15 protein-coding genes are annotated in these 21,842 nt (G+C 43.6%); 8 read left to right on the top strand and 7 right to left on the bottom strand.

Going from position 1 to position 21,842, the window contains the following annotated elements; all coding sequences use genetic code 11:
• Nucleotides 1-126: 126 nt before the first annotated feature.
• Entirely contained in the window at nt 127-2,688 is a 2,562-nt protein-coding gene (gene mutS / locus Q5H80_RS11775) for a DNA mismatch repair protein MutS (protein ID WP_304564853.1), read from the bottom strand.
• A 124-nt stretch (nt 2,689-2,812) separates the two neighbouring features.
• Here mutS and pncC point away from each other — a divergent pair, with 124 nt between their 5' ends.
• A complete protein-coding gene (gene pncC, locus Q5H80_RS11770; RefSeq protein ID WP_304569413.1) occupies nt 2,813-3,307 on the top strand; it encodes a nicotinamide-nucleotide amidase in 495 nt (164 codons plus the stop codon).
• 139 nt (nt 3,308-3,446) lie between these two features.
• Nucleotides 3,447-4,487, top strand: coding sequence for a recombinase RecA (gene recA / locus Q5H80_RS11765; RefSeq protein WP_009847633.1), 1,041 nt, complete (start codon nt 3,447-3,449; stop codon nt 4,485-4,487).
• Nucleotides 4,488-4,746: 259 nt separating this feature from the next.
• On the opposite strand, the gene Q5H80_RS11760 is transcribed toward recA, so the two are convergent.
• The 6 genes from Q5H80_RS11760 to Q5H80_RS11735 all read right to left on the bottom strand — a co-directional run bounded on the left by Q5H80_RS11760 (nt 4,747) and on the right by Q5H80_RS11735 (nt 12,044).
• Entirely contained in the window at nt 4,747-5,547 is an 801-nt protein-coding gene (locus Q5H80_RS11760) for a TrmB family transcriptional regulator (protein ID WP_009847632.1), read from the bottom strand.
• 54 nt (nt 5,548-5,601) lie between these two features.
• Entirely contained in the window at nt 5,602-6,528 is a 927-nt protein-coding gene (locus Q5H80_RS11755) for an ROK family protein (RefSeq protein WP_304564852.1), read from the bottom strand.
• Between the two features lie 126 nt (nt 6,529-6,654).
• Nucleotides 6,655-8,508: a glycoside hydrolase family 13 protein gene (locus tag Q5H80_RS11750; protein ID WP_304564851.1), complete on the bottom strand. Its 1,854-nt coding sequence runs from the start codon at nt 8,506-8,508 to the stop codon at nt 6,655-6,657.
• Nucleotides 8,509-8,517: 9 nt separating this feature from the next.
• Nucleotides 8,518-9,351 (bottom strand): sugar ABC transporter permease, encoded by an 834-nt coding sequence (locus Q5H80_RS11745; RefSeq protein WP_029223077.1) that lies wholly within the window; start codon nt 9,349-9,351, stop codon nt 8,518-8,520.
• Nucleotides 9,352-9,388: 37 nt separating this feature from the next.
• Nucleotides 9,389-10,672: a carbohydrate ABC transporter permease gene (locus Q5H80_RS11740; RefSeq protein WP_304564850.1), complete on the bottom strand. Its 1,284-nt coding sequence runs from the start codon at nt 10,670-10,672 to the stop codon at nt 9,389-9,391.
• Nucleotides 10,673-10,799: 127 nt separating this feature from the next.
• On the bottom strand, nt 10,800-12,044 hold the full coding sequence (locus Q5H80_RS11735) for a maltose ABC transporter substrate-binding protein (protein WP_369809699.1): 1,245 nt from the start codon (nt 12,042-12,044) through the stop codon (nt 10,800-10,802).
• Nucleotides 12,045-12,544: 500 nt separating this feature from the next.
• Here Q5H80_RS11735 and Q5H80_RS11730 point away from each other — a divergent pair, with 500 nt between their 5' ends.
• From Q5H80_RS11730 to alaS, 6 genes are all read left to right on the top strand, one after another.
• Nucleotides 12,545-13,576, top strand: coding sequence for a hypothetical protein (locus Q5H80_RS11730; protein WP_009847626.1), 1,032 nt, complete (start codon nt 12,545-12,547; stop codon nt 13,574-13,576).
• Between the two features lie 37 nt (nt 13,577-13,613).
• Nucleotides 13,614-14,654: a UDP-3-O-(3-hydroxymyristoyl)glucosamine N-acyltransferase gene (lpxD, locus tag Q5H80_RS11725; protein ID WP_304564849.1), complete on the top strand. Its 1,041-nt coding sequence runs from the start codon at nt 13,614-13,616 to the stop codon at nt 14,652-14,654.
• 96 nt (nt 14,655-14,750) lie between these two features.
• Entirely contained in the window at nt 14,751-15,233 is a 483-nt protein-coding gene (locus Q5H80_RS11720; RefSeq protein WP_304564848.1) for a glycosidase, read from the top strand.
• A gap of 260 nt (nt 15,234-15,493) precedes the next feature.
• The gene (locus Q5H80_RS11715; RefSeq protein WP_012604763.1) at nt 15,494-16,615 is read left to right on the top strand and encodes an ABC transporter ATP-binding protein; all 1,122 of its coding nucleotides are present in this window, start codon (nt 15,494-15,496) and stop codon (nt 16,613-16,615) included.
• Nucleotides 16,616-16,965: 350 nt separating this feature from the next.
• The gene (locus tag Q5H80_RS11710; RefSeq protein ID WP_304564847.1) at nt 16,966-18,837 is read left to right on the top strand and encodes an alpha-amylase family glycosyl hydrolase; all 1,872 of its coding nucleotides are present in this window, start codon (nt 16,966-16,968) and stop codon (nt 18,835-18,837) included.
• A gap of 250 nt (nt 18,838-19,087) precedes the next feature.
• Nucleotides 19,088-21,670, top strand: coding sequence for an alanine--tRNA ligase (gene alaS / locus Q5H80_RS11705; protein ID WP_304564846.1), 2,583 nt, complete (start codon nt 19,088-19,090; stop codon nt 21,668-21,670).
• Nucleotides 21,671-21,842 lie beyond the last annotated feature (172 nt).

Below are 21,842 nucleotides of genomic sequence, written 5' to 3'. Positions count from 1 at the left end.
CAGAAGACAAATAAAAACGCTGACTTTAAGTCAGCGTTTTTTTGTTTGTAGCTTGTACCTTTTACCTTTCATGTCGCCGAATAAAAATAGCAGTACGACGACAATAACAGGCTAATTGGACTGAGACTAAAGCAACTTCTTCAAGCGGTAGAGCTCTTCTAATGCTTGGCGAGGAGTTAAATCATCAGGATCAACATTTGCTAGTGCTTGTTCTACTTCACTAGGCTCAGGTATTAGGCTCAGTTGGTTCGCGATATCAACGCCACTTGGTTTTGATGTTGGTGACTCCATGCTTAACGCTTCTAGTTGAGTCAACTTCGCACGAGCATTCTTGATTACCGCTTTCGGTACACCAGCCAAGCCAGCTACCGCTAGACCGTAAGATTTACTTGCAGCTCCTTCTTGAACTGCGTGCATAAAGGCAATGCTGTCACCATGCTCAACCGCATCCAAGTGCACGTTGGCCAGTGTTAGAAGTTGGTTAGGCAGCTCAGTTAGCTCAAAGTAGTGCGTTGCAAATAGTGTCATCGCATTGATTTGATTAGCTAGCCATTCCGCACTTGCCCAAGCCAGAGACAGACCATCGTAAGTACTGGTACCACGACCGATTTCATCCATTAACACAAGGCTATTTGGTGTTGCGTTGTGCAGGATATTCGCGGTCTCTGTCATCTCAACCATGAAGGTTGAACGACCCGAAGCCAAATCATCCGATGCGCCAATACGCGTAAAGATACGGTCGATAGAGCCGATGGTTGCGCTTTCTGCTGGAACATAACAACCAATATGAGCCATCAGCGCAATGAGTGCGGTTTGACGCATGTAGGTCGACTTACCACCCATGTTTGGACCTGTGATGATCAGCATCTTACGTTGATCATTGAGGTCGATAGGGTTAGCAATAAAGGGTTCGTCCATTACTTGTTCAACCACAGGGTGACGACCTGCCTGAATTTGTACGCCAGCAGACTCTGTCATGGTTGGACGACAGTAATCAAGGGTGTCTGCACGTTCAGCTAAGTTTTGTAGAACATCAAGCTGAGACACTGAAGATGCAATGTTTTGTAGTCGTTCTAGATAAGGCAATAACAAATCAAACAACTCTTCCCACAGCTGTTTCTCGATTGCGAGTGCTTTCGACTTAGAGCTAAGCACTTTGTCTTCATGCTCTTTTAGCTCAGGAATGATGTAACGCTCTGCATTTTTTAGTGTTTGACGGCGCACATAGTGAGGAGGCACTAGATGGCTTTGTCCGCGGCTTACCTGAATGAAGAAACCGTGTACGTTGTTGTAGCCAACTTTAAGCGTGTCGATACCGTGACGTTCACGTTCTTCTTGTTCAAGCTTATCCAAAAACTCGGTTGCACCCGCGGCAAGGTCGCGCCATTCATCGAGTTCGGCGTTGTAGCCTTCAGCTATCACGCCACCGTCCCGAATCACTACGGGCGGGTTCTCTTTGATCGCTCGCTCAAGTAGTTCAGATACTTCATCCACAGGAGAAGCATACTGAGCAAGCTGGGTCAGGTATGGGTGTTTAAGTTGCGTCAGCGTTTCAGCGAGTTCTGGCAAGTATTCCATTGCTTGGCGAAGACGTGCCATATCGCGAGGACGAGCAGAGCGAAGTGCTAAACGCGCCAAGATTCGTTCGATATCACCAATCTGCTTTAAGGTTGGTTGTAGTTCTGTGAATAGAGCTAAATCTTTCATCTCACCAATCGCATCTAGGCGTTGATCAAGAGCTGAAATATTGCGCATTGGTTGATGTAACCAACGCTTTAGCATGCGACTGCCCATTGCTGTCGCAGTGTGATCAAGTACTTCGGCAAGGGTGTTATCAGTACCACCACCAAGATTTTGCGTGATCTCTAGATTGCGGCGAGTCGCTGCATCGAGGATCACCGAGTGATCTTGTTTATCCATCGTTAAAGAACGGATGTGTGGAAGGGCAGTTCGCTGGGTATCTTTCACGTATTGAATCAAACAACCAGCCGCACATAGACCCAGTTTCGCGCTTTCTACGCCAAAGCCAACCAGGTCACGAGTACCAAACTGCTTATTCAATTGCTGCTTAGCGGTATCTAATTCAAATTCCCACACAGGGCGACGGCGGTTGCCATTACGACTTGCCATCAAATTTACGGGTTCGAAATCTTCAGGGAATAGCAGTTCACGTGGTGACGTTCTTTGTAGCTCTGCCGCCATCGCTTCTTCGGTTTCTGGTTCGCAAAGTTGGAATCGACCGGAGGTAATATCAAGTGTCGCGTAACCAAACTTACCGTTGTGATGGTAAATGGCTGCAATCAGGTTATCAACACGCTCAGAAAGCAATGCTTCATCCGTTACGGTACCAGGCGTCACGATGCGTACAACAGCACGTTCAACCGGGCCTTTTGAAGTTGCTGGATTACCAATCTGTTCACAAATAGCTACGGATTCACCAAGTTGCACTAACTTCGCAAGATATCCCTCAACGGCATGGTACGGAACACCTGCCATAGGAATCGGCTCACCATTTGAAGAGCCACGCTTGGTCAGTGAAATATCGAGGAGTTGAGAGGCTTTTTTAGCATCATCGTAGAAAAGCTCGTAGAAATCGCCCATGCGGTAGAACAGCAGAATTTCTGGATTTTCTGCTTTTAGCTTTAGGTACTGCTGCATCATGGGGGTATGTTTTTGATCGGCTTTCACAGTTAACTTCTTTCGTTTATTTCTATTGCGGCTTAGGATACGTGAAAGCGTTTCGTGCGAAAAGCGACACATGCGAAAAGATGCGAATCCGAATGATATGACAGTAAATAAAGGGAGGTTGATGATGCAGATGACTCAAGATCTTAGTGAACAGCTTGGACACTTACTCGCTAGACATAAACACGTTTTAGTGACGGCTGAATCTTGCACTGGCGGTGGGGTTGCTAGCGCGGTGACGGATATCGCTGGGAGCTCTGGTTGGTTTGATCGTGCTTTTGTTACTTATAGCAATGAAGCAAAGCAAGAGATGATCGGTGTACAGCTTAAAACCTTAGTTGAGTTCGGTGCAGTGAGTGAGCCGGTGGTTATAGAAATGGCGAACGGGGCATTGCAACATTCAAATGGGACTATCTCTGTATCGATCAGTGGCATTGCAGGCCCAGGTGGCGCGACCGAAGATAAGCCTGTTGGAACGGTATGTTTCGCTTGGAAAGCACTAAACGGTTGGGATAAAGTGGAAACGCATCTATTTACAGGCGACAGATCACAAGTACGCCAACAAGCCACGCACCATGCCCTGCAAGTTATTTATGATTACCTATCAATGGAAGGTAAGTAACATTTGTACAAATTATTTTCATACAGGTATAGACACTGTATGAATCAACAGTATAATGAAAGCCAATTAGTCACCCCTATGTGGGTTAGAAATAGATTCTAGATCGCTTGTTAAGACAACCGATTATGTGGAGATAGTAATGGACGAGAATAAACAAAAAGCGTTAGCCGCAGCCCTTGGTCAGATTGAAAAGCAATTTGGTAAAGGTTCAATCATGCGTCTTGGTGATAACCGCACAATGGACGTAGAAACTATTTCTACAGGTTCTCTATCTCTAGATATCGCACTAGGTGCTGGTGGCCTACCTATGGGACGTATCGTAGAAGTTTACGGTCCGGAATCATCAGGTAAAACAACGCTAACGCTTGAGCTTATCGCAGCAGCACAGAAAGTGGGTAAAACGTGTGCATTCGTCGATGCCGAGCACGCACTAGACCCTATCTACGCTCAAAAGTTGGGGGTTGATATCGATGCTCTTCTTGTTTCTCAACCTGATACGGGTGAGCAAGCGCTTGAAATCTGTGATGCACTGGCTCGTTCAGGTGCTATCGACGTTCTTGTTATTGACTCAGTAGCAGCACTGACACCTAAAGCAGAAATCGAAGGCGAAATGGGCGACAGCCACATGGGTCTTCAGGCTCGTATGCTTTCTCAAGCGATGCGTAAGCTGACTGGTAACCTCAAGCAGTCTAACTGTATGGCTATCTTCATTAACCAAATTCGTATGAAAATTGGTGTGATGTTTGGTAACCCTGAAACAACAACAGGTGGTAACGCACTTAAGTTCTACGCATCTGTTCGTCTTGATATTCGCCGTACTGGCGCGATTAAAGATGGTGATGAAGTTGTTGGTAACGAAACTCGTATCAAGGTTGTTAAGAACAAGATTGCTGCACCATTCAAACAAGCTGAAACTCAAATCCTTTACGGTAAAGGCTTCAACCGCGAAGGTGAGCTTATCGACTTAGGTGTTAAGAATAAGCTAGTAGAAAAAGCAGGCGCTTGGTACAGCTACAAAGGCGACAAGATCGGCCAAGGTAAAGCTAACGCTGGTAAATACCTGCGTGAAAACCCAGAAGTTGCTCTAGAAATTGATACTAAACTTCGTGAGTTACTGCTAACTCCTGCTGTGCTTGAAGAGAAAGGTGCAGAGAAGGAAGAAGAAAACGAAGAGCTATAAGCTAACGTTTTGTTAAGTCATCTTCATAAGAAAGCATGACTTTGAAAGATTTTAAAGCCTCGAATTTTCGAGGCTTTATTGTTTCTGTTGTAAAAATGTAAGGTATTTGATTGTTTAGAGGAAAGTGACGGTGGTTGCTCTAGATTACTTACAGTCATGCACTCATAAGTCTATTCTATCTCGAACGAAATTTAACCGCGAAAGGTCAACAGCCCCTAAACCTTTGTTCGTATCTGATTATTGAATTCGAGCTGCTGAGTTAGTGCTTCTTAAGTTCGTCGAGTACCATAGCATTGTGCTGTTCGTGAATCGTATTTACTCTGACGTGTTGGTGCTGATTAGGAGCTAGGCGCTCGTATTCTGTTAGGTAAATATCGCTGTGAATATGCTCTGCTATCATTTTTACAATTAAGCGATTATTGGCATACAAACCTAAGGTTTCTTCACGGTGTGAGAACATGAGGGCGAGCTTCATATCGGCTACGCACATAAAGCGGTGTGAAGGGTATTCGGTTTCTTCATTTTCAGAACGCGAATGTAGTTCTATCTTTTCATGTGGGCTCGCCATTTTGTTGAATGAAAAGCCAATCACTCGTACTCCACGTTCCACGGCGTCGCATAATTCTTTGCCAAACAACTCAAGGTTAAAATCGGTATTCAGGTAAATTTCTAGATTTGCCTGATTAATGATTTCCTTGGCCTTTTGAAGTAAGTTGTCGAACCCCGATACGTTGTAAACGAACTCTTTTTCCTCTTTCAGCATCATCTTAGATAATTCTGATTTAAGGAAATTAATATTGGTGACGGTCTTTTTTTCTATCTGGCTGAAAATTAAGTCTGGTGATTTAGCTTCGTACTCTTTAGTGTCGCCATCAGACATGAAAATGTAGCCATTGGCGTAAAGGTTATCGATAGACGAGTAAACAGAAGAGCGGGAGATAGAGATCTCTTTCGCGATTTTATATCCGCTGGATTGGCCATTTTTGAGTAAATTAATATAAACAAGCGCATCGGTTTTGGTAAACCCAAAATCCATTAATTTGGTGACTAGCTCTGACACGGGTTGTCCTCTGAAACTATTCAATATCTTCTCCTTCTAAGGTTACCATTCTTGTCACGACGAGCGTAAATGATTGTTGTGATTTTTTTCAGCGATGAGAAATGCTCCGCGAGCAAAGGTGAATTCATCTTGTTTTGGGTGAACAATCACTGGAATTTCATTAACGTGAATGTAGCGAGACAATGCGACTTTTAAATCTGCCGTTAATGTAGGATAGGTCGTTGCTTCGCCTGATAATACGAGTCGTGTAGGCTGTAATTGCTGAATTGGATTAACTAAACTGCGCGCCAATTGGTCGATATAAGTACGATAGATGCGCGATGCATGCGCTTCACTTTGGTCTACGCCTGAAAAAATTTGCGTTAAAGTTTGGTCTTTTAGCACGACTTGATGATATTGCCGCTCAATACTTGGTGCGGATAAAAACTGTTCAATGCAGGCCTCATTTCCACAGCGACATACAGGAGTTAAACCATCAACGAGCCATTGAAAATTTGGTAACGTTGAATGTGCCCAATGTGAGCTTAATGGGTGGTGCACTTGCTCGTTATTTTGATAAAAACTTATGCCACAACCATCGCCCAAAAATACGCTGAGTATGGCCTCTTTGTGTAAATCTCTAGCCCTCTTATTTAGACTTAAATCTGCCGAGAGTGGTTGTTCAATTAAGTCAGCGTTCGTCATTGCATTACTAATAGCGTCAATAGCGTCGCACGCAATGGCCGCACTGTGTGAATGCGCCACAAGCGAGCAGTCGACCTTGAAATGCTGATTCAGGTTTAGTGTTAATTGGGTGATTTCTGGCGAGTGAGTAGGACTTGATTTTGCAAGTTTATGTGCGGATTGGCGATGAGATAAAAAAAACTCAGATACACTTATGCCTATCGCGGCGATACGTCCATAGCGGTAGCTGACGCTTGATATTCGGCTTATCAAATGCTGAGTCAAGTGGGCAAGGTCGCCAGGAGTGCTCTGCACCATTCTATACACCTCTTGTCCGTTAGAAGTGCTGGCGACCGAGTAAATAGAGTGGGAATCAATTGCGATTCCCATCACTATATTTGGTTCTGCTTTAATGAGCATGATTTGATTAACGACACACTTGATTTAGTTCGCTTGCTCAATCACGTAGCTATAAGCGCTAATGGTCAGTGATTTTCCATCGAGCATGATCTGTTTATCTTTATCGCTGTTGTTTAAAACAAACATTAAATTGCCACGGCGGTAAGCGATACACTCTTTGTCTGCCGTCCCTTTTTCATCCTTCACGTTTAACCAGTCAATGCTAGGCTGATTAAAATCGGGATTAGCTTTACGCAAAGCGATCATTTCTTGAATGAAGTTTTTGAATTCTAAGTCTTGCTTTGATTCTTCCCATATCATGCATTTTCGGTTGTCTTCGCTGCCCATGCCGCGGCCGCCATCCATACCAATTTCGCCACCATAATAAATGCATGGAGCACCGACTTGAGTGAACATAAATAAATAGGCTAATTTAGCTTTACGTTTGTCGCCCTGACATAAAGAGATAATGCGAGTGGTGTCATGGCTATCCAATAAGTTAAACATCGCTTCGTTTACGTTGCGTGGGTATGCCATGTACGATGCGTTCACAGCATTTACAAAGCTCTCTTTATCAACGTCGCCAAGACCAAAGTAGTCGGTAATGGCTTGTGTCAGCGGGTAATTCATCAACGAATCGTATTGGTCGCCGCGTAGCCAAGGCATACCTTCGTGCCAAATCTCCCCAAGAATGTAGCAGTCTGGGTTGACATCTTTTACGACTTTTCGGAAGTCACGCCAAAACGCATGGTCCACTTCGTTGGCTACGTCTAAACGCCAACCATCAATATTGAACTCTTCTACCCAGTGGCGCGCTACGTCTAGCAAGTATGCGCGACACTCTTCATTTTCAGTATTCAGCTTGGGCATTTCGACGACATTCGCGAAGGTTTCGTAGTTCAAGTTCCAGAAATCCCAGTCTTCTTTTGGCGTGTCTGGGTATACAGGGAATTGATTGATCCAAAACCAGTCGGCGTATTTGGATTCTGCCCCGTTATTCACAACGTCTAGCCATAGTGGTGATTGAGACCCAATGTGGTTGAACACCGCGTCGAGCATAATTTTCATGCCGCGTTTATGGGCTTCATCGACGAGTGCTTTAAAAGCTTCATTGCCGCCAAAGTGCGGGTCTACATTGTAGTAGTCGACAGTGTCGTATTTATGGTTGGCGTTGGCTGTGAAAATAGGGCACAAATACAAACCATTCACGCCAAGATCTTGCAGGTAATCGAGCTTATCGATCACGCCCCATAAATCGCCACCCATAAAGTTGTCGGATACAGGTCTGGTTCCCCAAGGCTGCACATTGGCAGGTGATGTTTCAGGGCGACCATTGGCAAAGCGTTCTGGGAATATTTGGTACCAAATGGTGTCTTTTATCCACGTCGGTGTCTTTAAAACGTCACGAGGGTTTATGTAAGGAAAACAGAAGAAATTACTTAAGTTGCTCAGCTCGATTTCTGCGTTTTCAGTCGTTGAAATGTCGGCGCAGCGTTTTTCTCCAAATAGAATCTTTTCGCCGCCTTTTCCATACAAAATAAAACCATAGCGGCTACGACGTTTCGGTGGAGTAAACTCAGCAAACCAGTGGTCGTGGTACTCGGTTTCCCCTTCGTGAATCATGGTCACTTCATTGCCGCCCACCCAACCGTGTGCATCACTGCCACCTAAGTTGCCACCATCGAGGCCGCCTTCTGCCCAGTGGTACGGGTCGCCTATCCAAAGTGAAACCTTGTCTAGTTCACCTTTTGCACAGCGTAAGCGAAGGTGAAGCGTTTCATTGTTGTAAGCGTAGCTGTCTGCGCTTTTTGCTGAGTGAGTCAGCGAGCTTTTTGTTATTGAACTTTTTGTAATCGGTTTGTTGATAACTGAATTTGTAATAGCCATAGCGGAAATCATCCCTAATTATTATTCTTTAACTGCGCCGCTGACGAGGCCGGTAGTAATGTGTTTTTGAGTCGCAACAAATAGCAAAGTGATGGGCACAGCAACCAATAATGAACCCGCGGCAAACAGAGTAAAGTTCTCCGCTGAGTTAGATGAAATCCAACTGAAAATACCGATGGCTAGCGTCATTTTTTCTTCGCTGCGTAAGATAAGCGTAGGTAAAATGAAGTCCATCCAAGGTGCGGTGAAAGACACTAAACCAACAAACACTAAGATAGGTTTCGCGAGAGGGAGAATGATCTCGAGGAAAATCGTCATGTGGCCTGCGCCATCAATTTTTGCTGCTTCATCCAATGAAGTGGGAATGGCATCGAAATAACCTTTCACCAACCAAATCATGAATGGTAATGAGCCCGTTACATACACAAATAACAAGCCAGCATAGGTATCAATCAATCCCATTTTTGATAGTAAGATGTAGATAGCCGTCATCGAAAGAAAGGCCGGGAACATCTGCAATACAAGAATGCTCATCATAATGTTGCGCTTACCATTGAAGCGGTAGCGAGAGAACACAAACGCTGAAATAGTCACGACAACCAGTGAGATAACCATATTCGCTGTAGCGAGAAGAAAGGTGTTTTTATACCAGTCTAAATACGGTGTGTCCGTGAACAATGCGCGGTAGTGGTCGAGTGTAAAGTCAATACTTGTGAAAGAAGAACTGAATAAGTTATTCCCCGTTTTGAATGAAGCTAGCACTGTCCAAATCACTGGGCCAAGTACTAATAATGCGTTGGCAATGAGAAATAAGTACACGACTAGGGTGCCTATTTTGCCAATGTATTTGTCCATGTTAATTAACTTATCCGTACTATTTAAATTAGCCATGTTACATACCTACATCGTCTTTGAATGACTTCATGCGGCTGAATTGCCATATCGCAATACCAGACAAGAACAAGAAGATAATGATTGAGATAACCGAAGCGATTTGATACTGCTGGAAGTCGAGCGTGAGCTTGTAAATCCAAGTGATCAGAATGTCGGTGTGCCCTGCAAATCGATATTCAGGGTTGATAGGCCCCCCTTCGGTTAACAGGTAAATCGCCCCAAAGTTATTGAAGTTATGGGCAAAGGTCATGACCAACGATGGGGCCACTTGGTGCAACACCATAGGCAGGGTGATTTCTTTAAATTGCTGGAACTTGCTTGCACCATCGACTTCACTGGCTTCATAAAGTTCGCTTGAAATGTTAGTCAGTGCCCCTGCAATAAGCAGCATAAAGTAAGGTGCGCCAACCCAAACACTCACCGCGATAACGGTAATTTTTGCGGTGAAGGGATCTGATAAGAAGGCAATCGAATCAAAGCCCCACGAGTTTAACGTTGCGTTGACTGGTCCAATGCCATTCAGTAGCAAGCGGAACATTAATAAGGTCACGAAAGCAGGAATGGCATAAGGGAGAATAAAGATAAAGCGCCATGCTTTTTTGGCTTTAATGTTTCGATTTTGTAGCGCAAGCGCCAGTAAAAAACCAAACCCACAAGTACATATGGTGGCAAAAAATGCCCACAGAACCGTCCAAGAAGCGACACCGAAGAAAGTGCTCGACCATATTTTTAGTTCAAATAGTGAAACAAAGTTTTTAAACCCCACCCAATCTACGAGGTTTCTTGGTGGGATATGATGAGGTGCCGAATAGTTAGTGAAAGAGACGAGTACCGTAATAATGATTGGTAAAATAATGAATGCGATACTGGCAATAAAAGCTGGCGATAGCATGATGAACGCGAACTTTTGGTCGTAAATGTCTTTAAATTGTTCTCGAAGGTTCAGTCGTGACTTGAGGCTGACTTTTGCATCTTGGACATTAGCGATGTACAGACAGATAAATAAGAAGCTGTAGAGTAGGGCTATGACACCTTCTACTAACATAAAGACAGAGTTATCGCCCTGTAATATTTTAAAGCCTTCACGAACTTGAGCGACATCTCCTAAAGTGACTAAGCCTTTTAGCGAGGTCAACAGCTCCGGGAGAATCAACAATGTGATTAGCTGCATGGCTAAAAATACACCGCCTTTTATCCAATGACCTTTTACGATCTGTGTACTCCCCATAATAAGGAGTGAAGCGGGCATTCGTGATGCCGGCTGATTCTCTGTTAACAACATTGTTTATCTCTATTGTTTAGGTTGTCGTTATGTATTCGTTTTCTAGTCTCGCCCTGAACTAGCGCCGTGGCGTTATGACATAGCGCATGAGCTAAGTCGCTTGTGAGTCGCGACGGCAGTTCAGAGGTTACTCTTGTAATTCTATTTGTTCTTCGATGATCGAAAGCGCACGGTCAAGAACAGCACTCGCGGGTTTATCGTTTACCCAGTAATCTGTAATAGCACTGGCCATTGGTGACCAAATGAAGCCCATTTCAGGAATCGATGGCATTGCGTCTGAGTAGAAACCTTGCGTAATAATGGCGTAAGTTGCTTCATCGGCATCAACAATGATCTCTTCCATAACTGACTGGATCGGAGGGAGAGCTCTTGACATCTCATAGCGTTTTTTCAGCATCGCGTCGGAAGTAAGGTAGTCAGCAAATAATTGTGCGGCTTTCGGATATTGAGTGTAAGAAGATACAACTGCTAGGCGAACGGTTGCAAAAGTGCGTGGTTGTTGGCCTGCTAATTTTGGCATAGGTACAACACCAAGATTTATCCCTGATTCTTGATACCCTTCAATTGCCCAAGGACCGTCGATAATAGCGGCGACTTTTCCTTCATTAAATAAGCCACGACGTACTTGCGGGTTGCGCATATCAACCGGATTTGAATTGTTGGCCACTTGCAGGGTTTTCATTGCTTCTAAGCCTTGTTGGGCTTTTTCAGAATTGATGCCGATGTCTTTTGCATCGGTACCGTTATTACCAAATTCGTATGCGCCGTAAAGCGTGACAAACATACGAGACTCGTAATAGTTCTGAATGTCCCAAAGCAGCGCGTATTTGTGTTCTTGCTTATTGTTGAAAGTTTTTGAAAATTCGATAATTTCTTCAAAAGTTTCAGGTGCTTTAGTCAGTAAATCTTTATTGTAGAACAGAGCGGTAGTGGCGAAGCTAACTGGGAAGCCATAGCTCACCCCTTCAGCTTGAGACGCATTAATTGCGTTTGGCATAAAAGTATTCGAGATACGTTCGGCAGACACCAAATTCTCCATCGCCCCACCAGCCACAACTAATCGCCCTAATAAGTCATGTTCAATCTCTACCACATCTGCCACGCGTGCAGAGCCGCCATCCTGAATCAAACGAGAAGCGGCATCGATAGGCGCTAACCCACGGAATGAAAAATCAATATCGTATCCTAACTCCTTGTTAAAGGACTGAGCGGCGTACTCCATGTAGTCGAGTGTTGTTTTGTCGGTCCAGATTAACAACTCAGCCCCATTTTCTGGCTGAATTGTGTCTGCGTTTGCATCGGCTGCAACCGTTAATGTACTGGTCGTTAACGTTGCCGCCATTAAGGCTGCCGCGAATAGATTCTTTTTCATTCCTGAATTTTTCATACTGACCCCGCGCTAGTTAAATTCTTAGTAGTCGTTCGTTAAGTACTACTATGGTATGTCTCACTGACAATATGTCAACATTACCTGGTTAAAATGTCAGCGTATTTGTGATGGTTATCACCTTCTGTTTGTGCTTTTTACATCTGGTAGCTATAGGGTTTTATGTCTTGTTTATTGGGGCTTTTGAACGGTGCGTTGTTCGTTTTGATACTTAGATTAATGAAAAGCCTACCGTTTGTGATGGTGATCAATAATCTCTGCAGTCAAGGGTGATTGATCTCTCATTTCTAAATTCAATAGGAAGCAAAACATTTATAATTCTAGAACAATAAATAGGCGTTCATTACGGACGACTATGTTTTTCTGGTTAAATGTTGCGAAATCAGCAAGCCTATCAAGAGACACAGTGGATAGAGAAAGAGAAACAGTGAACAAAAATAACCCTACAAATAACAACAAATGATTCAGTGAAGAATCAATAAGGAATGACCGTGAAAAAAACATTATTGTCTGTAGTGATCACCAACACTTTACTTATTAGTGCTGGCGCTTCGGCTGCTGATGACCGAACTATGTCTCCAAGTGATATCTTTTTTTATGACGCTTTAAAATTTGGTGGGCATGTTGGAACATCGATTGAAGTCGAAGAGAAAAACATCACTGATTTTGCATCATGGGGTGGCGGCAAGTCTAAAGAGCGTACAACGACTCATGAAGTGTTTAACGTCTTCTATAACAACGCTGCGTGGAATGCGACAGCACTTTACGCGTTCAAACTTGAAAATCGTAAGAAAAAGAAAGGCGCATACGCAGAAACAGAAAATGGATATAAGCACTTATTATCATTAAACAAAAGTTTTCAACTAGGAAATGGTTGGGGAACGGGCTTGATCTATGAGTTGGAATATACAAAGGGTGATATTGTTACCTCTGCGAAAGTAGACGGCTTGAAAACCACGAAAGCTGAGCACAGTATTCGTCCATACCTTACGTACTGGAATAATGAATATTCAGCGGGTTTCTATTCAAACCTAGAGTACCTATACAACGATTCAGATAAGAGTGCTTGGGGTTCTCGTGAAGAGGAAGGTTACAGCCTCTTATTTAAACCTTACAAGCGCTTTGGTCAGTGGGAAGTTGCAGCTGAGCTCTACTATCAAGTTAAAGAAAATAAAGCGAAAACTGGAAACGGTTCACTCAATGAAGCCAGCGATTTCACCGAGATGTACATTGAGCCAATCGTTCAGTACAGCTTTGAAGAAGCCGGCACCATGTACGTTCGTGCTCGTATTGGTGAAAACGAAACGAAACATACAGACGGTTGGGCAAAGAACGAAACGTTCTTCAAAGATATTCGTAAGGCAACTTTAGGCTATGAGCAAGCAATTGGCGACGATTGGTTGGTAAAAGGCGAACTTGAGTGGGCTAAAGATACAGAGACCTTCTCTAAGCTGAAAGGCGAAGAGAAAACTGTAGAACAAGAAACAATGTACCTACAAGCGCTTTACCGCTTCTAAGTGGTATTCATCACAACTCAAATGACAGAGTAATATTATGATCAAAGTTTCAGATATCGCCCAAATCGTTGGTGGAAAAATTGAAGGTGATAACACGGTAGAAATATCGAAGATTCGCCCAGTTTCCAGCGCAGAAGAGGGCGGCTTAGCCATTGTCTTTGCTAAAGCCGATTTAAAAGGGCTATCTGAAACTTTGGCTGATGTCATTGTTGGACCAGAAGCCATTTTACAGACCAAAGCAAAAACAAAAATCGTGATTGAGAAGCTTGAAGCTGAGAAGCTCAATCAACTAATGCGTCATTATAAAGTTCAAAAATATCAACTATTTGATCAAGGGAATACATCAGATACTCCCGATGTTTATATCGGCAAGCATTGTCAAATAGGTGAAGGTTGCCATTTCATGCCCGGTGTTAGAATCATGAACGGTGTAACAATCGGCAATAACGTTGCAATTCATGCCAATACAGTCATCAAAGAAGGCACTGTGATTGGTAATAATGTCACCATCGATTCTAATAACTCCATTGGTAACTACAGTTTCGAATACATGACAGGGCACAAGACCCGTTATGAACGTGTGGAAAGTGTGGGTAGAGTGATCATTGGTGATGATGTTGAAATTGGCTGTAATAACACCATCGACAGAGGCACTTTAGGCGACACCGTTATTGGTCGTGGAACCAAAATAGATAACCTAGTGCAAATAGGGCATGACTGCAAAATAGGCCAACATTGTTTACTGGTATCTCAGGCTGGTTTTGCGGGCCACACCACTTTGGAAGATCATGTCATTGTACATGGTCAAGCCGGTACCGCAGGGCACCTTACTATCGGGAAAAACTCCGTTATCAAAGCAAAATCAGGTGTGAGCCACTCTTTCCCTGCCAATAGTGATCTGTTCGGTTATCCGGCGAAAGATGCACGTTCTTATTATAAAAACTTAGCCGTATTGAACAAATTAACTCATCAAAAAAACAGTAACCCCCGTCCAAACTCTAAATCGTTAGAACTTGATACAGACAAAAGAGCGGTGGTACCGAAAAAGAGCTTAATAGCGAGACTATTTCGTTTATAGGTTGCCGAAGCGAGAGATTTAAAAATTAAAGCCTAACTCGCGATGACTAAAACGGAATAGAACTCTACATATATAAAAAATAATAAGGAAATGACAATGAAACGTACTCTACTTGTAGCCGCACTTTTATCTTCAGCGTTAATGGGCTGTGCGAGCACAACTGACACGCCAGCAGCTGATCAAATGAAAGCAACAGGTCCTTTCGCCGATTGTAACCTCGCCACGGTGGAAGATCGCGGGCCAATTCGTCCTTCACTTTATGTTATAGGCACTTTCCCTGATGGTCAGTGGATCCACATGGAAAACCGTCAAATGTCGCATAAAGGCAAAGGTATTTACCAAGTGGTAAGCGAAGAAAAAGCGGGCAACGTAAGTTTGCAGTTCGCAACGATGGGCTGGTCTCCGCAATTTACCGCAGCTGGCATGTCGATGACGGCGGGTTATGAGAAAACGCTAAAACGCGGTGGCTTTGCAAAAAACACAACCGTTAATATTCCAGAGGATGGCAAATATTTATGGAGTGTTGAAATTAGCGAAGATAAGAAGCCAGTTCGTGCATTGGTTAAAGCGTGTAAATAAGCGATGTAGCCAGCCGACATAAGCCACTTTATATCACTACGATGTATAACACCGTTTATAAACTCGTGGTTGAACGCAGTAATACAGAAGAAAGGTGCTCTGAATATCAGAGTGCCTATGTTTTGAAACTAAATATAAAAATAAACCCTAAATGTTCAATGATTAACGTTTACGTCTTTTTAGCCAGTAACTTGAGAGCTCCAGTCACTGGCTAAAAAGATTTTTACCTATCAAGATTTAACCCGTATTCGGAGTTTCAAATGGCAACAGTTAGCCTGCGTAAAGTAGAAAAACAGTACGATAATGGTTTTAAAGCCGTACACGGAATTGACTTAGATATTCACGAAGGTGAGTTCATGGTATTTGTGGGGCCGTCTGGTTGCGCCAAATCTACCACATTGCGAATGATTGCTGGCTTAGAAGATATCTCAGCAGGTGAAGTGCGTATTGGCGATAGAGTGGTGAATGATTTAGCGCCTAAAGAGCGTGGTATTGCCATGGTATTCCAAAACTATGCGTTGTACCCACACAAAACGGTCTTCGATAACATGGCCTTTGGTTTGAAAATGCAAAAGCGACCAAAAGAAGAGATCAAACAACGCGTAGAAGATGCCGCTGAAAAACTAGAAATTACTGATCTCCTGTACCGTAAGCCTAAAGAAATGTCGGGTGGTCAGCGTCAGCGTGTCGCGGTGGGGCGAGCCATTGTTCGTAAACCGGACGTGTTCTTATTTGATGAGCCTCTATCCAACCTTGACGCCAAATTGCGTGTTTCGATGCGTGTGAAAATCGCCCAGTTGCATAAATCTCTTAAAGATGAAGGTAACCCTGCGACCATGATTTATGTCACGCACGATCAAACGGAAGCTTTAACTTTAGGCGACCGAATTTGTGTATTAAATCAAGGTAACATTATGCAGGTGGACACGCCTACTAACTTGTACAACGCACCACAGAACAAGTTTGTGGCGGGTTTTATCGGCTCCCCAGCCATGAATCTAGTGAACACAACCCTACGAAAGTTAGGTGATGATATTTACGTGGAACTTGCCCCTAACGCGCAAATTATTATCCCTAAACGTTTACAAGAAAAGCTTGTGGATCATATTGATAAGCCAGTGTGTCTAGGTATTCGACCTGAACACATAAATATTGCCGCTGATGATGAGATGGTGAACGTACACCCTGGTGAGCTGACCGTGGTTGAAAACTTAGGGAATGAAAAATACCTGTATTTCAAATTGGGTGATAACGAAATTGTTGCGCGAGTGAACAACCAAAGCATAAGTACATCAGATATTGGCAGCCAAGTACGCTTTAATTTTGATTCTGCGTTCTGTCATATTTTTGATGGTGAAACCGAACAGAACCTGACGTTGTAAAATCAGGTCTTATTGTATTAACTATCGTGGATGAATGGTTTCAATAGAACGTTCTAACACCTCACCTTAATAATATGCCCTAAGTAGCAAGGGCATAATTGAAATATAAATGAATCCTGAGAATTCATTCTCAAGATACTGTCGCGCCTCAATTAAATAGAACTTACATAAGGAAGGTTTTATTCGTACAGCTGACTTCATCGCTTCTGACATTATTTAACGCGGCCGCAATGGTTGTATGGGAGGGAGGCTATATAGCATGCTCACGAAACACGACCTGATAGTTAAATCGCGTGACAAGAATATAAAACAATAACCTACACCAACATAACGTGAATAAAGGACGACACATGAAGAATAAGCTTATTGTGCTATCAGCATTACTGGCTTCCCTACCTGCTATGGCAGATTGGAACCAGGCCTATTTCCGTGGTACAGCCAATAACTGGCAAGCCGAATCTATGGTTAAAGTGAAAGCAAACCACTGGCAAATAGTGAAAAAATTTAATACCGGTGATGGAACGAACTCTCCTAGTTTTAAGGTTGATCGCTTTGGTGATTGGTCTGAAAACTACCCTTTATCAAATTTCTCTGTTGACCCTAATAAAACCTACGAAATTAATTTCTATGATGACACGAATAAAGTGGTGGTCCATGAAAAACTTCCCTTTGATATGCGTGATGAAACCATGTATTTCGTGTTTCTTGACCGTTTCTATGATGGCGATTCAGCCAATAATACATCGACGGGTGCCGACATGTATTCGGCAGACAAATCGGATTTCAAAAAATACTTTGGTGGTGACTTAAAAGGTTTAACTGCAAAGCTAGATTACTTGCATGATATGGGGATCACGGCCATTTGGATAACGCCTCCAGCTGATAACATTAACGTATCTGACAGTCGGGGTGGAGCGGGTTACCACGGCTACTGGGGACGTGACTTCTTTAAAGTTGATGAGCACCTAGGTACTGTTGAAGATTTTAAAGCATTAAAGACGAAAATGGATAGTTACGGCATGAAACTCGTGCTGGACTATGCGCCTAATCACTCTAACCCAGACGATGAAGGGGAATACGGTGCACTTTATAAAAAGGGTGTCCGAGTTACCGACTACAAAAATGATAATGCAGGGTATTACCATCATAATGGAGCGATCGCTGAAAACGGTAAAGATTGGGAATGGAACGACGCATGGGCGGTTCGTAATAAAACCTTATTTAACTTAACCGATTTTGACCAACGTAAAGATGGTCCTGCGCGTCAGTACTTGATTGATGGCGCGAAATTCTGGGTTGATTTAGGGGTTGATGCGATCCGTATTGATGCGGTGAAACATATGGATAAAGAGTTTATCCAAGATTTTACTGGCCAGATAAACGCGTACGCGAAGAAAAGCCAAGGTAAAGATTTCTATTTCTTTGGTGAGTGGATGGATTCAGGTGCTGACGCAACGGGATCAAACTTTGCCTCTATCGATTTTGCCAATACATCAGGCTCTGCATTGCTTGATTTTGGCTTGAGAAACATCATCGAAAACGCCTTGCTAAACCACAATGGTACTGGCATGTATGCCATTAATAACTACATGAAGCTGAGAGACCAAAAATTCACAAGCAGTGATTGGCAAGTGGTGTTCTTAGATAACCACGATGCGTCACGTATTTCTACGGTTTTGCGTTCCGATGCGAAGAACTTTGGCGCAGGTAAAGACAAGTGGGGTGGTCGTCAAAGTGTTGCATTTGCACAAGACAGAGTGGAGCTGGGTTTAGCGCTTATCATGACCTCTCGTGGTATTCCATGTATTTACTATGGAACAGAGCACTACGCAGCTAACTTCACTACCAATGGTTTTGGCCAGCAAGGTAACGACCCATACAACCGTGAAATGATGCCAAGTTTTGATAAAACGACCAATGCTTACAAGATGATTAAAAAGTTGAGTAAGTTACGTAAAGAAAGCTATGCGGTGCAGCAAGGTGATTATATTGAGCGCTGGATCAGCAATGATGTATTGGTATATGAACGTAACGCAGGCGATGACGTAGTTGTGGTTGCAATGAACCTTGGTCAAGGTACATCGGTTAACGCGGTGAATTTAGGATTGGCAAACGGAACTTACGATAGTGTATTAGGCACTGACCAAGTGGTTGTTTCTAATGGCAGCGGCACATTTAACCTAGACCAAAATGAAGTGGTTATCTTACGCACTAAGCATTAACCAGTAAGACAGACTCTTAATAACGGTTTACTGGTTTTCGATTGAGTTTCAACTGTTTAAGCCTCGTACATATTGTGCGAGGTTTTTTTTGTTTTTTCTTTGCTCGAGCTAGTGGAATATTCTTCATTTTATCTAATTCCAATTAAAACCCTGCCCAAGGGAGTCTTTTCTACAAGAAAACTAGTCGAAGCCTTAACCATGATCTACAATACGGCAAAATTCTAACTCGACTATTTTCAGGAAGAGCTGCATGTACATGAGCACTGATGAGGTTCGCAACGCGTTCCTTAAGTTCTTTGAGAGCAAAGAACACCAAATCGTAGACAGTTCATCGTTAGTTCCACATAACGATCCAACCCTGCTATTCACTAACGCAGGTATGAACCAATTCAAAGATTGCTTCTTAGGCGCCGAAAAACGTGCCTACACTCGAGCAACTACGGCTCAGCGTTGTGTACGTGCGGGTGGTAAACACAATGACCTTGAAAACGTAGGTTTCACGGCTCGTCACCACACGTTCTTCGAAATGCTAGGCAACTTCAGCTTTGGCGACTACTTCAAAGAAGAAGCGATTGGCTTTGCTTGGGAATTCCTGACTGAAACACTAGGTCTGCCAAAAGAGCGCCTGTTAGTAACGGTTTACGAGACAGATGACGAAGCATTCGAAATCTGGAACAAGAAAGTGGGCATCCCAGCTGACAAGATTGTTCGCATCGGCGACAAAGAAGGCGGCAAGAAGTTTGAATCTGATAACTTCTGGACAATGGGTGATACAGGTCCTTGTGGTCCATGTACTGAAATCTTCTACGATCACGGTGAGCACATCTGGGGCGGCCGTCCTGGTACACCTGAAGAAGATGGTGACCGTTTCATCGAGATCTGGAACAACGTATTCATGCAGTTCAACCGTCATGCTGACGGCACTATGGAACCGCTACCTAAGCCAGCTGTAGATACTGGTATGGGTATTGAGCGTATTTCTGCAATCATGCAGGGCGTTCACTCTAACTACGAAATTGATGTATTCCAAAAGCTAATCAAAGCGACAGCTGAAGTTGTGGGTCATGACGACCTATCTAACCAATCGCTGCGCGTTATTGCTGATCATATCCGTTCTTGTTCATTCCTAATCGCTGATGGCGTTATGCCTTCAAACGAAGGTCGTGGCTACGTTCTACGTCGTATTATTCGTCGTGCAGTTCGTCACGGTAACAAGATTGGTGCACAAGGCGTGTTCTTCCACAAGCTTGTAGGTGTACTGGCTGAAGTGATGGGTTCTGCTGCAGATGAACTTAAGAAACAGCAAGAGCTTGTTGAAAAAGTACTTCGCATTGAAGAAGAGAACTTTGGTCGCACGCTAGAGCGTGGCATGGTTATCCTTAACGACGCATTAGACGCACTTGAAGGCAAAGAGCTTGACGGTGAAACAGTCTTCAAACTTTACGATACATATGGCTTCCCAGCTGACCTTACTAACGATGTAGCTCGTGAACGCGACTTTACTATCGATGAAGAAGGCTTTGAGAAGGCGATGGAAGCACAGCGTAAGCGTGCACGTGAAGCGGGTCAGTTCGGTACTGATTACAACGCAACGATCAAAGTAGACACTAACACTGAGTTCTGTGGTTACACAGGTACTGAAGGTGCGGGTGAGATTTCTGCGTTATTCGTTGACGGCGAAGAAGTATCTTCACTATCGGCTGGCGACAAAGCAATCATCATCCTTGAAGAGACACCATTCTACGCAGAGTCAGGCGGTCAATGTGGTGACGCTGGTACGCTAAAAACAGCATCTGGTCTATTCAAAGTACAAGACACTCAGAAGCTAGGTAACGCATTTGCTCACCACGGTGAGCTAGTTGAAGGTGTATTTGCTCAAGGCGATAAAGTAGAAGCAACGGTTGACGCTGAGCGTCGTGCTGCTATCTCACTAAACCACTCAGCAACTCACTTACTTCACTCTGCACTACGCGAAGTTCTAGGTGAGCACGTTGCTCAAAAAGGTTCTTTAGTTAAGCCAGACAACCTACGTTTTGACTTCTCTAACCTTGAAGCGGTAACACCAGCACAGATTAAAGAAGTAGAGCGTCTAGTTAACGCACAAGTTCGTAAGAACCATGTGATTGAAACTAACATCATGGACATCGAGTCAGCGAAAGAAAAAGGTGCGATGGCACTGTTTGGCGAGAAGTACGATGATGAAGTTCGCGTTCTGTCTATGGGCGATTTCTCTACTGAGCTTTGTGGTGGTATCCACGCAAGCAACACGGGTGATATCGGTCTATTCAAGATCACTTCAGAAGGTGGTATCGCTGCAGGTATTCGTCGTATTGAAGCGGTAACGGGTGAAGCTGCTCTAGATGCAGTAGAAGCTCAGGCTAACGCTTACGAAGAGAAGCTTGCTGAATCAGCTAAGAAAGCGAAATCTCTAGAGAAAGAAATCCAACTGCTTAAAGAAAAGATGGCTGCAGCTGAAGGTGCAAACATCATGGGTAAAGTAGAAGAGATCTCTGGTACTAAGGTACTGGTTGCTGCCATTGAAGGTGCAGACAACAAGAACCTACGTACTATGGTTGATAACGCTAAAAACCAAGTAGGTAGCGGCATCATCCTGATCGCGAACGTAGCAGACGGTAAAGTTGGCCTGATTGCTGGCGTAACTAAAGACCTTATCGGCAAAGTTAAAGCGGGTGACCTCGTTAAGATGGTTGCTGAGCAAGTTGGTGGTAAAGGCGGCGGTCGTCCAGATATGGCTCAAGCGGGTGGTACTGACGTTGAAGCATTACCTGAAGCGCTTAAATCAGTACGTATTTGGCTTGAAGAGCGTCTTTAAGCTTAAGTAATTGATAAAAAGATGCCCAATCAGATGATTGGGCATCTTTATTTTGACTAGTAGAAGAGTCTCTTAATCAGGTTTGATTGAGATTAACCAAGAAGTTTAATGGTTGCGTTAGACTCCTTGGTTAATTTTTTATTGCTTCGCTCTGACGCGGAGTATGTGTTTT

It is taken from the genome of Vibrio sp. SNU_ST1 (assembly GCF_030563405.1).
Taxonomy (GTDB): domain Bacteria; phylum Pseudomonadota; class Gammaproteobacteria; order Enterobacterales; family Vibrionaceae; genus Vibrio.
Note: the sequence above shows the minus strand (reverse complement) of the source record. Positions and strands in the feature narration are given on the sequence as shown.

Coding starts and splice junctions, on each gene's coding strand:
- Q5H80_RS11745 (WP_029223077.1), bottom strand. CDS start 9,351: ATGGACAAATACATTGGCAAAATAGGCACCCTAGTCGTGTACTTATTT.
- Q5H80_RS11740 (WP_304564850.1), bottom strand. CDS start 10,672: ATGTTGTTAACAGAGAATCAGCCGGCATCACGAATGCCCGCTTCACTC.
- Q5H80_RS11750 (WP_304564851.1), bottom strand. CDS start 8,508: ATGATTTCCGCTATGGCTATTACAAATTCAGTTATCAACAAACCGATT.
- Q5H80_RS11710 (WP_304564847.1), top strand. CDS start 16,966: ATGAAGAATAAGCTTATTGTGCTATCAGCATTACTGGCTTCCCTACCT.
- Q5H80_RS11755 (WP_304564852.1), bottom strand. CDS start 6,528: ATGGTGCAGAGCACTCCTGGCGACCTTGCCCACTTGACTCAGCATTTG.
- recA (WP_009847633.1), top strand. CDS start 3,447: ATGGACGAGAATAAACAAAAAGCGTTAGCCGCAGCCCTTGGTCAGATT.
- Q5H80_RS11735 (WP_369809699.1), bottom strand. CDS start 12,044: ATGAAAAAGAATCTATTCGCGGCAGCCTTAATGGCGGCAACGTTAACG.
- Q5H80_RS11730 (WP_009847626.1), top strand. CDS start 12,545: ATGACCGTGAAAAAAACATTATTGTCTGTAGTGATCACCAACACTTTA.
- alaS (WP_304564846.1), top strand. CDS start 19,088: ATGTACATGAGCACTGATGAGGTTCGCAACGCGTTCCTTAAGTTCTTT.
- Q5H80_RS11715 (WP_012604763.1), top strand. CDS start 15,494: ATGGCAACAGTTAGCCTGCGTAAAGTAGAAAAACAGTACGATAATGGT.
- pncC (WP_304569413.1), top strand. CDS start 2,813: ATGCAGATGACTCAAGATCTTAGTGAACAGCTTGGACACTTACTCGCT.
- lpxD (WP_304564849.1), top strand. CDS start 13,614: ATGATCAAAGTTTCAGATATCGCCCAAATCGTTGGTGGAAAAATTGAA.
- Q5H80_RS11720 (WP_304564848.1), top strand. CDS start 14,751: ATGAAACGTACTCTACTTGTAGCCGCACTTTTATCTTCAGCGTTAATG.